We start from the raw sequence: 13647 nt of genomic DNA, 5'->3' as shown, positions 1-13647 counted from the left end.
CCGCGGAAAACTGGCAATGGCGCACGCACCACTTTGCGCGCGCGAGAAGATACTTGACGTCCTGCCTCAGGCCCAACCCAGCAACTCGCGCGCGATCAGCGCCTGCAGCATCGCGAGCCCGACCGCACTGTCGTTGAGACAGGACAGATAGGCGAAATGCGTGCCGCCGCCGCCCTCGAAGCTTTCGCGGCCGCGGATCGCCAGCTCCTCCAGCGTTTCGATGCAATCCGCGGAAAAGCCCGGCGCGACGATCGCGACCTTGCGGACCCCCTTGGCCGGCAGCCCTTCGAGCACCGTGTCGGTCGCGGGCCCCAGCCACTTGGCACGCCCGAACCGCGACTGGAAGGCGACGATCACCTCGCGCCCCAAAGCCTCGCCGAGTAACCGCGCGGTCTTCTGGCAGTGACAGTGATAGGGGTCGCCCAGCTCCAGCGTCCGCTGCGGCATGCCGTGGAAACTGACGAGCAGGGCGTCGGGCGCGAAGTCGAGACCCTCCAGCTGCGTTTCCACCGACGCCTTGAGCGCGTCGATATAGGCGGGATCGTCGAAATAGGGCGGCAGGGTCCGTATCGCGGGTTGCCACCGCATGGCGGCGAGCGCGGCGAACGCCTTGTCGTTCGCGGTCGCGGTCGTCGCGGCACAATATTGGGGATAGAGCGGCGCGATCAGGATACGCTCGCAGCCCTGGGCCTTCAGCGCGGCGAGACGGTCCGCGATTGCGGGATTGCCATAGCGCATGGCCCAATCGACGATCACGTTCGGCCCGAACGCGTCGGCGAGCCTCGCCGCCTGTGCGCGCGTGATCGCGGCGAGCGGCGAGCCGTCCTCGCGCCAGACGAGGCCATAGGCATGCGCGCTCTTCTTCGGCCGCGTCGTCAGCACCGCGCCGCGCAGGATCGGCTGCCAGACGAGTTGCGGGATCTCGACGACGCGCCGGTCCGACAGGAACTCCGCCAGATACCGTCTTACCGACGCGGGATCCGGCGCATCCGGCGTACCGAGATTGACGAGCAATACGCCGACCTTGCGCGGCGGAATGGCGGGATGGTCGACGGGCGGAGTCATGATGCGCCGGTTATACGCACCGCGCGCGGCGTTGATCCAGCGTCATGGCCGCAGCGGCAGGCGGCGCCAACGCCTGCCGGTCGCGGAGAAGAGCGCATTGGCGACCGCGGGCGCGACGGGCGGCACCGCAAGTTCCGCGACGCCGCCGGGATCCTCGTCGGAACGGATCAGCTCGACGTTGATGTCGGGCGCGTCCGCGAGGCGGGGCAGCGACAGGTCAGCGATCCGCCGCGCGGTCGCGCGCCCCGCGACGATTCCCGTCGATGCGCCGAGTGCCTGCGCCAGGCCATAGATCAGGCCGCCTTCGATCGCCTGCAGCACCAGATCGGGGTTGACCATCCGCCCGCAATCGACCGCCGCGACCAGCCGGCCGACCCTGACGCTCCCGTTCTCCAGCTCGGCCTCGGCCAGGACCGCGACGAAGCTGCCGCGAAAGGCGTGGGCGGCGATGCCCTGCCCGCTGCCTGGCCCGCCGCCGTCCCAGCCGCCCAGCGAGGCGACGGTCGAAAGGCAGCGCGCGAGGCGGGCATCACCGCCCAGCATGCCGATCCGGTAGGACAGCGGTTCACTGTTGGCCGCGCGCGCGAGTTCGTCGACGAAGCTTTCGGTGAAGAAGCAGTTCGCGCCATGCGCGCCGCCGCGGACATGGCCGGTCGGCACGGCGACATCCGCCGGATGATGGTCGATCGCCACGGCGGCGATGCGATACGGCGGCAGCGCCCCCGCCACCGCATAGCGGTCCGCCGTGCCGAGGCCGCCGGCGGTCGCGACGAACCCCGCGGGCAGCAGGCGCGCGGCAAGCGCGCGGCCGGTGGCGGGCGCAGCGACCTTCGCCTGCCAAGCCGCGATGCCACCGTTGCCGGCGAGCCGCGCCCGCATATGTCCCCGGGCCGGCGGGCGATAGCGATCGTGCGCGATGTCTTCGCCCCGCGACCAGGCGAGGCATACGGGGCGCTTCAGCCGCACGGCGAGAATGGCCGCCTGCTCCGCCACGAGCGCCCCCAGCGTCATGGCCGACGGGCCACCGCCCAAAACCGGATGGACGACGACCTCCCCCTCCGCGAGGCCAGCCGCCTTCGCCGCGGCGGCGCGCGTCACCGCGGGCGCGCCCGTCGGCATCCATATCTCGAGCCGACCGTCACGATAGGCGGCGGTGGCGCTCGGCGTCTCGAGCGCGGCGTGAAGCCCCAGATCGACCGCATAGTCGGCCTCGATGACACCGCCGCCGTCGAGCAGCTGCCCGATGGTGCCGATCGCACCCAACCGGTGTCCCCTGTCGGCAAGCGCGCCGTCGAGCGCTGCGGCGATGGCGGCATCGTCGACGACCGGCTCCTGGGTCGCGAAACGCGGTCGCATCGCATCGAGCGCGCGTTCCGCGGCCCACCAGGTCGTCGCGACCGCCGCGACCCAGCGCGGGGTCTCGACGATCGACAGCACCCCGCGGATTCGGTCCGCCGCGGCGCGATCGACCGTCGTCAGGCGGCTGTCGCCGATCGGCCCCTGGCGGATCGCGGCATGCACCATGTCCGGGAGGCGGATATCGCCTGCGAAGGTCGCGGAGCCGTCGACCTTCGCCGGAGCATCGAGCCGCGGCACCGCCCGTCCGGTGAGTTTGCCGGCACCCTGCATGCCGAGCGGCAGCGGATCGGGTGGGGTGAACCCAGCCGCCGTCGCCGCCAGTTCCGCGAACCGCAGCCTCTTGTCGCCATGGACGACGAAGCCGCCGGCGACGGTGCAGGCGCTCCACGGCACGTCCCACTTCCTTGCCGCCGCCATGCAGAGAAGCGCGCGGGCTGCCGCCCCGGCCTGGCGGCATCCGTCCTCGAACATCCGGACCGAGGAAGACGCCGCGGTCAGCATCAGCGTCGCCCGCGCGGCGAGTGCCCGGCGCATGACCTCGGGCACGCGATCGAACTGGCCCTCGAAGAGCGAATCGAGCGCGACCGGATTGGCATAGAGAGGATTGAGCGGGGCCGGCTCGATGCCGACCGTGCGCCAATCCGCCCCTAATTCGTCGGCGACCACCTGCGCCAGGGCGGTCCAGCTGCCCTGGCCGTGCTCCAGCTGCGGCACCGCGACGGTAACGTGGCCGTCCTCGCCGATCTTCAGCCACGCGCCGAACCCGGTCTCGCCCGGCGCGGCGGCGAGGTTCGGCCGATAGCGGCGCGGCCACAGGGCCCAGGCGACGACGAGGCCGACCCCGGCCCCGCCCCCGACGATCACCCCGCGCCTGCTGATCCGTGCCATGACGGCGGCTTTATCGGCACGATCGGGGCAGGGGAAGGCGCCCTGCCGCACGTCTTTCAGTTGCGTCTCCGCACAATGGCAAACCGCTGTCTCCGGCAACACCCAGACGTAGCACGATGCTTCCATTGCACCGGACGAAGGGCGCCGACATTTCCGGAATGTTTTATCCCAGCCTCAGCCTGCCAGGATCACATCTCCTCGGGCTCCAGAGGGTCGCAGAGCTCGATTGCTCAATAAACACCGGAAGATATTATTATGGCATGCCGACATACGCCCTGTGGAGCATCGCCGCGCTGATCGCTGGCGTCTATTGTATCGTCAAAGCGATCGCGGACCTGCGCGCGCAACGATACGGCTGGGGCATCGTCGGCCTGCTCAGCGCAATCGTCTTCCTTACCACGCCAGTCCAGACTCACGCGGTGAAGATCGACCTGCCTGCCGCGAGATCCTGAAGCCCAAGCGCCCTTGCTCACCCCGCCGCCGCAAGCGCGCGATATGTGTTGCGCAGGCTGACCTTGTCGATCTTTTCCGTCCCCAGCCGCGGCAGGGCGACGGCGCTGAACCAGAGCCGCGCGGGGATCTTGAATGCGGCGATATGCTCCGCGAGGAAGGCCTTCAGCACCGCTTCGTCCACCCCTTCGCCGTCACGCAGATGAACGACCGCGCCGGGCACTTCGCCATAGCGTTCGTCCGCGAGGCCGAAGACCGCGGCCTCCGCGACCGCCGGATGTGCGTAGAGCGCGGCCTCCACCTCCTGGCACGATATGTTCTCGCCACCGCGGATGACGATGTCCTTGGCGCGGTCGACGATGAACAGATAGCCGTCGGCGTCGAGGTAGCCGATGTCTCCGGTGCGGAAGAAACCGTCGGCGGTGATGCAGGCGGCGGTCGCCTCCGCATTGTTCCAATAGCCGCGGAAGTTGCAGATCGAGCGGATCGCGATCTCGCCGCGCGCGCCCTGCTCCATCGGCGCGCCGGCCTCGTCGAGGATCGCGATCTCGACCAGCGGCGCCGACGCGCGACCGGTGCTCGCGGGCTTCGCGAGATAGTTACTGCGCCAATTGCCCGCGCCGACCGCGTTCGTCTCCGTCAGGCCATAGCCGATCAGTGGCGCGCCGCCGCCCATTTCCGCCTGGATCCGCCGGACATGCTCTTCGGGACGCGGTGCGCCGCCGGCGGCGAAATCGGTGACGCTGCTGAGGTCGAACTGCGCGCGATCGGGATGCGTCAGCATCTCGAAGCTCATCAACGGCACGCCGACGAAATAGGTCACCCGTTCCGCCTCGATCAGCCGCATCGCCTCGCGTGCGTCCCATTTGGGCATCAGCACCAGCTTGCGCCCGATCGCGAAGCTCTGCAGCAGCACCGCGACCTGCGCGGTGACGTGGAACAGCGGCAACGTCAGCAGCGTCGCGTGCGGCAGCGTGGGCGGATTGCCGTCGGCCGTGGCGAGGCTCAGCATCATCAGCGCCTGTGCGAGGAAACTGAAGGTGCCCTGTACCACCGCGCGGTGATCCGACACCGCGCCCTTCGACTTGCCGGTCGACCCGGACGTGAACAGGATCGTCGCATCGTCCTCCGCGCCGATCGCGGGAAGCGTCGCCTCGGCCGCGTCGCGCGCGATCACCGGGGCGAGCGCGTCGGCAAGCGGCAGCGTGTCCTCGATCGTCACGACGGGCGGCCTGACGCCCCTGGCGGCGAGCAGTCGCTGCGCGCGCGGCCCGTCGGCAAAGACGAGGGCGCAATCGACGTCGGCGATCGCCGCCGCGAGCTCCTCCGTCTGCCACCAGCCGTTGAGCAGCGTCGCCACGCCGCCCGCCATGAGGATGCCCATGTAGAGCACGATCCACGACGGCGAGTTGCGCATCGCGATTCCGACCCGGTCGCCCTTGGCGATGCCATAGCCGGCGACGAGCGCACGGGCGACGCGGGTCGCGGCGGCATGGGTCTCGGCGAAGCTCAGCCGCTCCGTGCCCGCGACGATCAGGGGCTTGTCGGCGTGCTCGGCGCAATAATGCGCGAAATAGAGCGGCAGCGTCGGCGGGGCGGCGGCGATGACGGGTAGCTCGCGCCCGAATTTGCGGACATGGTCGAGGGCGAGCATCCCGCCCGGTGCCGTCAACGCCGCCATCGTCGCGTCCATGCGCTGGTCGAGTTCGGTACGCATACACCTCTCCGCTTGGTCTTGTGCCTTTGCCCCACTATGCAGGCGGCTCATCCCTGGGGGAAGCCCGTGATCCTGCCTATCCTCGCCGCCGTCGCACCCGCGACCGGTCATATCCGCTTCGACGACCTGGGGTTGCACCCCGACATCTTCTCGATCGGCTTCTTCACGCTGCGCTGGTACAGCCTGGCCTATATCACCGGCATCCTCGTCGGCTGGTGGTATCTGCTGCGACTGATCGCCGCGCCGGGCGCGCCGATGGCGCGGCGCCACGCCGACGATCTGGTCTTCTACGCGACGCTGGGCATCATCCTGGGCGGACGTATCGGCTATGTGCTGTTCTACGCGCCGGAGATGATCCTGCACCCGATCCGCATCCTCAGGCTGTGGGACGGCGGCATGAGCTTCCACGGCGGGGTGATCGGCACGTCGATCGGGCTGATCCTGTTCGCCCGCAAGCACGGGCTGAACTGGCTGCGCGTCCACGACTATATCGCCTGCTGCGTGCCCTTCGGCCTCTTCTTCGGCCGGCTCGCCAATTTCGTGAACGGGGAATTGTGGGGCAAGCCCGCCAACGTGCCCTGGGCGATCGTCTTCGACCGCACCGTTCCCTATGGCGTACCCGAGCCGGCGCGCCACCCCAGCCAGCTCTACGAGGCGGGGCTGGAGGGCATATTGCTCTTCGCCATCCTCTGGTTCGCCTTCTGGAAGACGAAGGCGCGCTACCAGCCGGGCCGGCTCGTCGGCCTGTTCGTGCTGGGCTACGGCATCGCGCGATTCATCGTCGAATTCTTCCGCGAACCCGATGCGCAATTCCGCGGCACGTTCATCGAGGCGACGGGCATCCACATGGGCCAATGGCTGTGCGTGCCGATGATCGCGGGCGGCCTTTACCTCATCCTCACCGCGCCCAAGCGCCGCGTGCGCGTGGAGCCGACCTGGGGCACGGAGAGCGTGGCGTAACGGCGCGCCCCCGCACCTGACGCCCGTCTTCCCCGCCTTGCGGGGAGGACGGCAATCGAATGGACGGCATCCGCAATGCCACATCGGGCTTGCACACGCCTGCCCGCGCCTGCATCTCCGCCGTCGTGACGCAATCCCCCGACCCTGCCCCCGGCGACGGGCCCCTGCCCGACCGACTCGCCCGTGCGATCACCCTTGCCGGCCCGATGCCGGTGTCGCAGTTCATGGCCGCCGCCAATGCGCATTATTATGCGACGCGCGATCCGCTCGGCGCGGGCGGCGATTTCGTCACCGCACCCGAGATCAGCCAGATGTTCGGCGAGCTGATCGGCCTGTGGTGCGCCGACCTGTGGGACCGCGCGGGACGCCCCGACGTCGCCTGGGTCGAGCTCGGGCCCGGGCGCGGTACGCTGGCTGCCGATGCGCGCCGGGCGATGGCGAAGGCGGGCCTTTCCCTGCCCGTGCATTTCATCGAGACCAGCCCGACACTGCGCGCCGCCCAGGCGGAGCGGGTGCCCGATGCGACATGGCACGACGGCGTCGACACGCTGCCGGCGGACGTCGCGCTGATCATGGTCGCCAACGAATTCTTCGACGCGCTGCCGATCCGCCAGCTGATCCGCCGGTCCGACGGCTGGCACGAGCGGCTGGTCGCATGCCAGGACACATTGTTCCTGCCCATCGCAGGCAAGCCGGTGCCCGCAGACGTCCTGCCGGACCCGCTGCGCGACGCGCCGGCGGGATCGATCCTGGAAACGTCGCCGGCCGGCGTCGCGGTGATGCGCGCGCTCGCGTCGCGGATCGCGAGCCAGGGCGGAGGGCTGCTCGCGGTCGACTATGGCTATGAGGGCCCCGCGCTCGGCAACACGCTGCAGGCGGTGCGCGGCCATGGCTTCGCCAACCCGTTCGAGACGCCTGGCGAGGTGGACCTGTCCGCACATGTCGACTTCGCCACGCTCGCCGCGGCGGCGCAGGGCGCGGGTGCGGTCGCCTGGGGACCGATCAGCCAGCGCGACCTGCTCGGCCAGCTCGGGATCGACGCGCGGACCACGGCGCTGATCCGCGCCGCGCCGGATCGCGAGACGCAGCTGCTGGCCGATCGCAACCGATTGATGGCGGATATGGGCGAACTGTTCCGCGCGCTGGCGCTGACGCATCGCGACTGGCCGGCCCCCGCGGGGTTCGGCGCATGACCGCGACGCTGCGCCCCGCGACCGAGCGCGACGCGCCGGCGATCGCGACGCTGATGCGCGAGAGCTTCACGGCGACGTTCGGTCATCTCTATGCGCCGGAGGATCTGGCGACCTTCCTCGACGGGCTGACGCTGGATCGCTGGCGCGCCGAGATCGCCGACCCCGATTTCGCGTTCCTGCTCGCCCGCGAAGGCGACAGGCTGGTCGGCTTCGCCAAGCTCGGTCCCCGATCGCTGCCGGTCGAGCCGGCCGGGCCGATGATCGAGCTGCGGCAGCTGTATCTCGCCGCCGACCAGCATGGCAGCGGTTTGGCGCAGGCGATGATGGACTGGGTGATCGCCACCGCGCGGCAGCGGGGCGCGGGCGAACTGTTCCTGTCCGTCTATGTCGACAACCATCGCGCGCGTCGCTTCTATGAACGCTACGGCTTCGAGCGGATCGGGCGCTACGACTTCATGGTCGGCAATCACCGCGACGAGGACGATCTGATGCGACTTGCCCTATGACCCTCGACGCACGTCCGGAGGTAATCCGCGCGGGCGCGTTCGGCAGTCTGCCACACGGCTTCCTCGGCCGGCGCGGTGGCGTGTCGCACGGGCTCGTGGCGGGGCTGAACGTCGGCCTCGGTTCGGCGGACGATCCCGCGGCGGTCGCGGAGAACCGGCGGCGCGCGGCCACGGCTATTCTGCCCGATGCCGCGCTCGTCACCCCGTATCAGATCCACTCGGCCGATGTCGTGACGGTCGCGACGCCCTGGACCGATGACGCGCGGCCGCACGCCGACGCGCTCGTCACCGACCGGCCCGGCCTGCTGCTCGGCATCCTTACCGCCGATTGCGCGCCCGTGCTGTTCGCGGATGCAGAGGCCGGCGTCGTCGGCGCGGCGCATGCCGGATGGAAGGGCGCGCTGGCGGGGGTCACCGACGCGACGCTGGCGGCGATGGAGGCGCTGGGCGCGGCCCGGTCGCGCATCGTCGCGGCGATCGGACCGTGCATTGCGCGTGCGAGCTACGAGGTCGACGGCGGCTTCGTGGGACGGTTCGCGGCCGCCGATCCCGCGAACGAGCGCTTCTTCGCCGACGGCCGCGCGGGCCATTTCCAGTTTGATCTCGAAGCCTATGTCGCGCATCGGCTCGCTGCCGCGGGCATCGCGCGGGTCACGGCGCTGGGACTCGACACCTATGCCGACGCGGACCGATTCTTCAGCTATCGCCGGGCGACCCATCGGCGCGAGGCGGATTACGGGCGGCAGATCAGCCTGATAGGCTTGGCGCACTGAGACGCCGCAGGATGCCGGCCGTCGTGCCCATCTGCGCGTCAGCCGCAAACTGGTATCCCCGGTTACGATCCGGCGCTATGCCCAGCGCATAACCAGGAGACCACGATGCCCGACCGCGAGACCGAAGCCGAACTGACCGGCGTTCCCGCACCCGACACCGGCACGAGCACGCCCAAGACGATCGCCGGCCGCAAGCTGAAGCCGTCGACGCTGATGATGGGTCATGGCTTCGACCCGGCCCTGTCGGAGGGATCGCTGAAGCCGCCGATCTTCCTCACCTCGACCTTCGTCTTCCCCAACGCCGCCGCGGGCAAGCGCCATTTCGAGGGCGTGACGGGCAAGCGGCCGGGCGGCGCTGAGGGCCTCGTCTATTCGCGCTTCAACGGCCCCAACCAGGAAATCCTCGAGGATCGCCTGTCGGTGTGGGAGGAGGCGGAGGACGCGCTCGCCTTTTCCAGCGGCATGTCGGCGATCGCGACGCTGTTCCTGTCGATGGTCAAGCCCGGCGATACGATCGTCCATTCGGGTCCGCTCTACGCGGCGACCGAGACGCTGATCGCGCGCATCCTCGGCCGCTTCGGCGTCCACTGGCTCGATTTCCCCGCCGGTGCGACCCGCGCGGAGATCGACGCGGTGCTGTCCAAGGCGGCGAGCGGCAACGTCGCGCTCATCTATCTGGAAAGCCCGGCCAACCCGACGAACGCCCTGGTCGACGTCGAGGCGGTGCGCGCGAGCCGCGACGCTATCTTCGCGAACAGCCCGTCCAAGCCGCCGATCGCGATCGACAACACCTTCCTCGGCCCGCTCTGGTCGAAGCCGCTGCAGCATGGCGCGGACATCGTCGTCTACAGCCTGACCAAATATGCCGGCGGCCATTCCGACCTCGTCGCCGGCGGGGTGCTGGGCACGAAGGAGCACATCAACACGATCCGCGCGATGCGCAACACGATCGGCACGATCTGCGACCCCAACACCGCCTGGATGCTGCTGCGCAGCCTCGAGACGCTGGAACTGCGGATGAGCCGGGCGGGCGAGAATGCCGCCAAGGTCTGCGCCTTCCTGCGCGAGCATCCCAAGGTGGAGAGCATGGGCTATCTGGGCTTCATCGACGATGCGCGGCAGAAGGACATCTATGATCGCCATTGCACGGGCGCGGGGTCGACCTTCTCGCTGCTGGTCAAGGGCGGCGAGGCGGAAGCGTTCCGCTTCCTCGACGCGCTGAAGATCGCCAAGCTGGCGGTCAGCCTGGGCGGTACGGAGACGCTGGCGAGCCATCCGGCGGCGATGACGCACCTGTCGGTGCCCGAGGCACGCAAGAAGGCGCTCGGCATCACCGACAATCTGGTGCGCATCTCGATCGGCGTCGAGGACGCGGACGATCTGATCGCCGATTTCGACCAGGCGCTCGCGGCGATCTGATCCGCCGATGCCGATCTTCACCGCCATCCCGCACGACGCCTTCGTTGCCGATGTCCACGCGCTGGCCGGCGCGATCGCGGCGGATGCGGGGTGGCGGCCCGACTATCTGGTCGGCATCGGCCGCGGCGGCCTGGTGCCGGCAGTCTATCTGAGCCACGCCACCGGCGTCCCGATGGTATCGTGCGACCAGTCGAGCGGCGCGATCGATCTGGTCGACGCGACGCTCGGCCGGCTCGCGCAATGGGCGGCGGCAGGCAGGCGCCTGCTGTTCGTCGACGACATCAACGATTCCGGACGGACGATCGCACAGCTGCGCGGCGCGCTGTCGGGCGCGGGCGCGCCGGACGACCGGTGCCGCTTCGCCACGCTGATCGACAATGAGAGATCGGCGGAGCGCGTCGACTATCGCGCGCGGACGATCGACCGGCGGGTGACGAAGGACTGGTTCGTCTTCCCGTGGGAAGCCGTCGCACCGCAGGCCGCGATCGAGGAGGATGCCGCCGAGGTGCCCGACCGGATCGCCTGATCGGGGTCGCCGCGGCAGGCGGCAGTCGCTCCCTCAGCCGTCGCTGACGCGCTCGATGTCGGCACCCACCGCCGACAATTTCTCTTCCAGCCGCTCGTATCCGCGATCGAGGTGATAGACGCGGGCGACGGCCGTCTCCCCTTCCGCGACGAGGCCGGCCAGGATCAGGCTCATCGACGCGCGCAGGTCGGTCGCCATCACCGGCGCGCCGGCCAGGCGCGTCTTGCCCTTCACCACCGCGGTACGGCCATGGACCTGGATGTCGGCCCCCATCCGCGCGAGCTCGGGCACGTGCATGTAGCGATTCTCGAAGATCGTCTCGGTCAGCACGCTGGCGCCCTCCGCCTGCGTCAGCATCGCCATGAACTGCGCCTGCATGTCCGTCGCGAAGCCCGGGAAGGGCGCGGTGGACAGCGTCACGGGGCCAAGCGGCGCGTCGGCGGCGACCTTGAGCCCGTCGCGGGTCTCCGTCACCGTCACGCCCGCCTCGCGCAGCGCGTCGATCGTCGCCTGCATGTCCGCCGCGCGCGCGCCGACCAGCTCCAGTTCGCCGCCGGTGATCGCCGCTGCGCAGGCGTAGCTGCCCGCCTCGATCCGGTCGGGCATGACCGCGTAGGTGGCGCCGTGCAGGCGATCGACGCCCTCGATCTCCAGCGTCTCCGTCCCGATACCGTCGATCCGCGCCCCCATGGCAACGAGCAGGTTGCACAGGTCGACGATCTCGGGCTCGCGCGCCGCATTCTCGATCACGCTGGTGCCGCGCGCCGTGGCCGCCGCCATCAGCACGTTCTCGGTCGCGCCGACCGAGACGACGGGGAATCGATAACGGCCACCCGACAGCCGGCCGCCGGGAGCGGTCGCGGTGACATAGCCCGCCGCCATCTCCAGCTCTGCGCCGATCGCTTCCAGCGCCTTCAGGTGCAGATCGATCGGACGGTTGCCGATCGCACAGCCGCCGGGCAGCGACACGCGCGCCTGGCCCGCCCGCGCCAGCACCGGTCCGAGCACGAGGATCGACGCGCGCATCTTGCGCACGATGTCGTAGGGCGCCTCCGTGCTGGTCAGCATGCCGGCACGAATCGTCATGACGCGGCCGAAATCCTCGGGCCGCGTCCCCTGGATCGCGGTGGACGCGCCGAGCTGGTTGAGCAGATGGCCGAAGCCGTCGACGTCCGCCAATCGCGGCAGGTTGCGCAACGTCACCGGCTCGTCGGTCAGCAACGCGCAGGGCATGAGGGTCAGCGCGGCGTTCTTGGCGCCGGAAATGGGCAGGCGGCCGGACAGGCGGTGGCCGCCGCGGATCAGGATACGGTCCATGACGCGAGCGTCTAGGATCATATCCGGTGATCGGCAATGGCTGCATCCGTAACGACCCTTGATCGATTTTAATGCAGCAATCCTGATGCTTTGCTTTGTGCCCGCTTCAAGCTTTCCGGGGGTCTTTACAGGGTGGCCAGCTGTCTCGCCGCGCGCGTCGGCGAACTCATCGACTTGTCGCAAAGCGAGACGGCGGCGCTGGACGCGCTGGAGCAGCGCGAGCGGCAGCTGCGGCGGGGCGCGGTGCTGCTGCGCGAGAACGACCGGCTGGGCGAGCTGTTCGTGATCAAACGCGGGACGATGATGAGCTACGTCATCCTGCCCGACGGCAGCCGCCAGATCCTTCGATTTCTCTTTCCCGGCGACATGGCCGCGATGTCCGGGTTGATCTATCGGGGGGCCACCGAAACGGTGATGGCGCTGACCGAATGCGCGGTCGCGCCCGTCGAGCGCAGCCTGTTCGCCGCGACGATCGTCGCTCATCCCCGGCTGGCCGCGATGCTGCTCGCGCTCGATCAGATGGAGCGCGTCGCGCTGACCGACCGCCTGGCGGGGCTGGGCCGCACGTCGGCGAAGGCGCGCGTCGCGGCGCTGCTGATCGAGATCCGGGACCGGCTGCGCGAGCGGCGCGCACCCACCGAACGCTCCTTCGTGCTCGGCCTGACCCAGGAAGAGATTGGCGACGCGACCGGGCTGACCGCCGTGCACGTCAACCGCATGCTGCGCCAGCTCGAGGACGAGGGGCTGATCGCGCGCGAAGGCGGGCGCTTTACCTTCCTGGACGAGCAGGGGCTGATGCGCGCCGCCAACCATGTCGAGCGCGGCGGCGGCATCGACCTCGCCTGGCTGCCGCAAGGGCGCTAGTTCGCGGTTCAGCGAGGCTCGATCGTGGCGGCGCCGGGAAGCGCTCACCGCTCCGATCTCGGCAAGTACGCCTAGGGGGCAGCGACGAGGGTGGCGATCGCCCCCGTCAGGCCGGGCCGCTTACGCCTTTTCCAGCGTACACTGCAGCGGATGCTGGTTCTGGCGGGCGAAGTCGATGACCTGCCCGACCTTCGTTTCCGCCACCTCGTAGGAGAAGACGCCGCAGACGCCGACCCCCTTTTGATGGACGTGCAGCATGACCCGCGTCGCCTCCTCCATGTTCATCCGGAAGAAGCGCTGCAGGCACAGGACGACGAACTCCATCGGCGTATAGTCGTCGTTGAGCATCAATACGCGATAGGGCGTCGGCTGCTTCGTGCGCGCGCGGGTCTTGGTGGCGAGGCCGGTTCCGGTCCCGTCATCCTGCCCATCGTCGCGGCGCTCGGCCATGTGGATCGGTGCGATTGTCATGGTGAAGCGCCGAAATATGGCATCGGAGGGCGTGGGGGCAAGGGCTTGCGGCAGCAAAAAGGGCGGCCGCATCGCTGCGCCCGCCCCGTTCGTCCCGTTCCCGGGCATGTCTGTTGGCAAAACACGCGGGAAGCGTGCT

13 protein-coding genes are annotated in these 13647 nt (G+C 69.6%); 8 read left to right on the top strand and 5 right to left on the bottom strand.

Annotated features, from left to right (window positions below):
* Positions 1–66 precede the first annotated feature (66 nt).
* Together hemH and RF701_RS12825 are read right to left on the bottom strand one after the other, a co-directional pair.
* Positions 67–1065, bottom strand: a complete 999-nt coding sequence (gene hemH, locus RF701_RS12830; protein WP_308815178.1) for a ferrochelatase — start codon at positions 1063–1065, stop codon at positions 67–69.
* A 42-nt stretch (positions 1066–1107) separates the two neighbouring features.
* On the bottom strand, positions 1108–3312 hold the full coding sequence (locus tag RF701_RS12825) for a molybdopterin cofactor-binding domain-containing protein (protein ID WP_308815177.1): 2205 nt from the start codon (positions 3310–3312) through the stop codon (positions 1108–1110).
* A gap of 260 nt (positions 3313–3572) precedes the next feature.
* Between RF701_RS12825 and RF701_RS12820 the strand changes: the two genes are divergently transcribed.
* Entirely contained in the window at positions 3573–3764 is a 192-nt protein-coding gene (locus tag RF701_RS12820) for a hypothetical protein (protein WP_210357179.1), read from the top strand.
* 17 nt (positions 3765–3781) lie between these two features.
* Here the strand turns inward: RF701_RS12820 and RF701_RS12815 are convergent, their stop codons facing one another.
* Complete coding sequence (locus tag RF701_RS12815; protein WP_308815176.1) at positions 3782–5479, bottom strand: class I adenylate-forming enzyme family protein; 1698 nt, start codon at positions 5477–5479, stop codon at positions 3782–3784.
* A gap of 66 nt (positions 5480–5545) precedes the next feature.
* Between RF701_RS12815 and lgt the strand changes: the two genes are divergently transcribed.
* From lgt to RF701_RS12785, 6 genes are all read left to right on the top strand, one after another.
* Complete coding sequence (gene lgt / locus RF701_RS12810; protein ID WP_308815175.1) at positions 5546–6439, top strand: prolipoprotein diacylglyceryl transferase; 894 nt, start codon at positions 5546–5548, stop codon at positions 6437–6439.
* Between the two features lie 206 nt (positions 6440–6645).
* Complete coding sequence (locus RF701_RS12805; RefSeq protein WP_246848108.1) at positions 6646–7632, top strand: class I SAM-dependent methyltransferase; 987 nt, start codon at positions 6646–6648, stop codon at positions 7630–7632.
* Complete coding sequence (locus tag RF701_RS12800) at positions 7629–8138, top strand: GNAT family N-acetyltransferase (protein ID WP_308815174.1); 510 nt, start codon at positions 7629–7631, stop codon at positions 8136–8138. Before RF701_RS12805 ends, RF701_RS12800 begins: the two co-directional genes overlap by 4 nt.
* Positions 8135–8911 (top strand): peptidoglycan editing factor PgeF, encoded by a 777-nt coding sequence (pgeF, locus tag RF701_RS12795; protein ID WP_308815173.1) that lies wholly within the window; start codon positions 8135–8137, stop codon positions 8909–8911. Before RF701_RS12800 ends, pgeF begins: the two co-directional genes overlap by 4 nt.
* A gap of 105 nt (positions 8912–9016) precedes the next feature.
* Positions 9017–10330: a cystathionine gamma-synthase family protein gene (locus RF701_RS12790; protein ID WP_203308785.1), complete on the top strand. Its 1314-nt coding sequence runs from the start codon at positions 9017–9019 to the stop codon at positions 10328–10330.
* A gap of 7 nt (positions 10331–10337) precedes the next feature.
* Positions 10338–10856 carry a phosphoribosyltransferase family protein gene (locus RF701_RS12785; protein WP_308815172.1) on the top strand — a complete coding sequence of 173 codons (519 nt, stop codon included), beginning with the start codon at positions 10338–10340 and terminating at the stop codon, positions 10854–10856.
* Between the two features lie 33 nt (positions 10857–10889).
* Here the strand turns inward: RF701_RS12785 and murA are convergent, their stop codons facing one another.
* Entirely contained in the window at positions 10890–12173 is a 1284-nt protein-coding gene (gene murA, locus RF701_RS12780) for a UDP-N-acetylglucosamine 1-carboxyvinyltransferase (RefSeq protein ID WP_210357186.1), read from the bottom strand.
* Positions 12174–12305: 132 nt separating this feature from the next.
* Here murA and RF701_RS12775 point away from each other — a divergent pair, with 132 nt between their 5' ends.
* Entirely contained in the window at positions 12306–13037 is a 732-nt protein-coding gene (locus RF701_RS12775) for a Crp/Fnr family transcriptional regulator (protein WP_203308787.1), read from the top strand.
* A gap of 120 nt (positions 13038–13157) precedes the next feature.
* On the opposite strand, the gene clpS is transcribed toward RF701_RS12775, so the two are convergent.
* On the bottom strand, positions 13158–13487 hold the full coding sequence (gene clpS / locus RF701_RS12770; RefSeq protein WP_203308881.1) for an ATP-dependent Clp protease adapter ClpS: 330 nt from the start codon (positions 13485–13487) through the stop codon (positions 13158–13160).
* Between the last annotated feature and the right edge of the window lie 160 nt (positions 13488–13647).

It is taken from the genome of Sphingomonas sp. GV3, from assembly GCF_031082075.1.
Lineage (GTDB): Bacteria > Pseudomonadota > Alphaproteobacteria > Sphingomonadales > Sphingomonadaceae > Sphingomonas > Sphingomonas beigongshangi.
This window is presented reverse-complemented; position numbering and strand designations above follow the sequence as displayed.

Bases quoted from the DNA above. Each gene is read 5' to 3' on its own strand.
- hemH (WP_308815178.1), bottom strand. From the start codon at position 1,065: ATGACTCCGCCCGTCGACCATCCCGCCATTCCGCCGCGCAAGGTCGGC.
- RF701_RS12825 (WP_308815177.1), bottom strand. From the start codon at position 3,312: ATGGCACGGATCAGCAGGCGCGGGGTGATCGTCGGGGGCGGGGCCGGG.
- RF701_RS12820 (WP_210357179.1), top strand. From the start codon at position 3,573: ATGCCGACATACGCCCTGTGGAGCATCGCCGCGCTGATCGCTGGCGTC.
- RF701_RS12815 (WP_308815176.1), bottom strand. From the start codon at position 5,479: ATGCGTACCGAACTCGACCAGCGCATGGACGCGACGATGGCGGCGTTG.
- RF701_RS12805 (WP_246848108.1), top strand. From the start codon at position 6,646: ATGCCGGTGTCGCAGTTCATGGCCGCCGCCAATGCGCATTATTATGCG.
- RF701_RS12800 (WP_308815174.1), top strand. From the start codon at position 7,629: ATGACCGCGACGCTGCGCCCCGCGACCGAGCGCGACGCGCCGGCGATC.
- pgeF (WP_308815173.1), top strand. From the start codon at position 8,135: ATGACCCTCGACGCACGTCCGGAGGTAATCCGCGCGGGCGCGTTCGGC.
- RF701_RS12790 (WP_203308785.1), top strand. From the start codon at position 9,017: ATGCCCGACCGCGAGACCGAAGCCGAACTGACCGGCGTTCCCGCACCC.
- RF701_RS12785 (WP_308815172.1), top strand. From the start codon at position 10,338: ATGCCGATCTTCACCGCCATCCCGCACGACGCCTTCGTTGCCGATGTC.
- murA (WP_210357186.1), bottom strand. From the start codon at position 12,173: ATGGACCGTATCCTGATCCGCGGCGGCCACCGCCTGTCCGGCCGCCTG.
- clpS (WP_203308881.1), bottom strand. From the start codon at position 13,487: ATGGCCGAGCGCCGCGACGATGGGCAGGATGACGGGACCGGAACCGGC.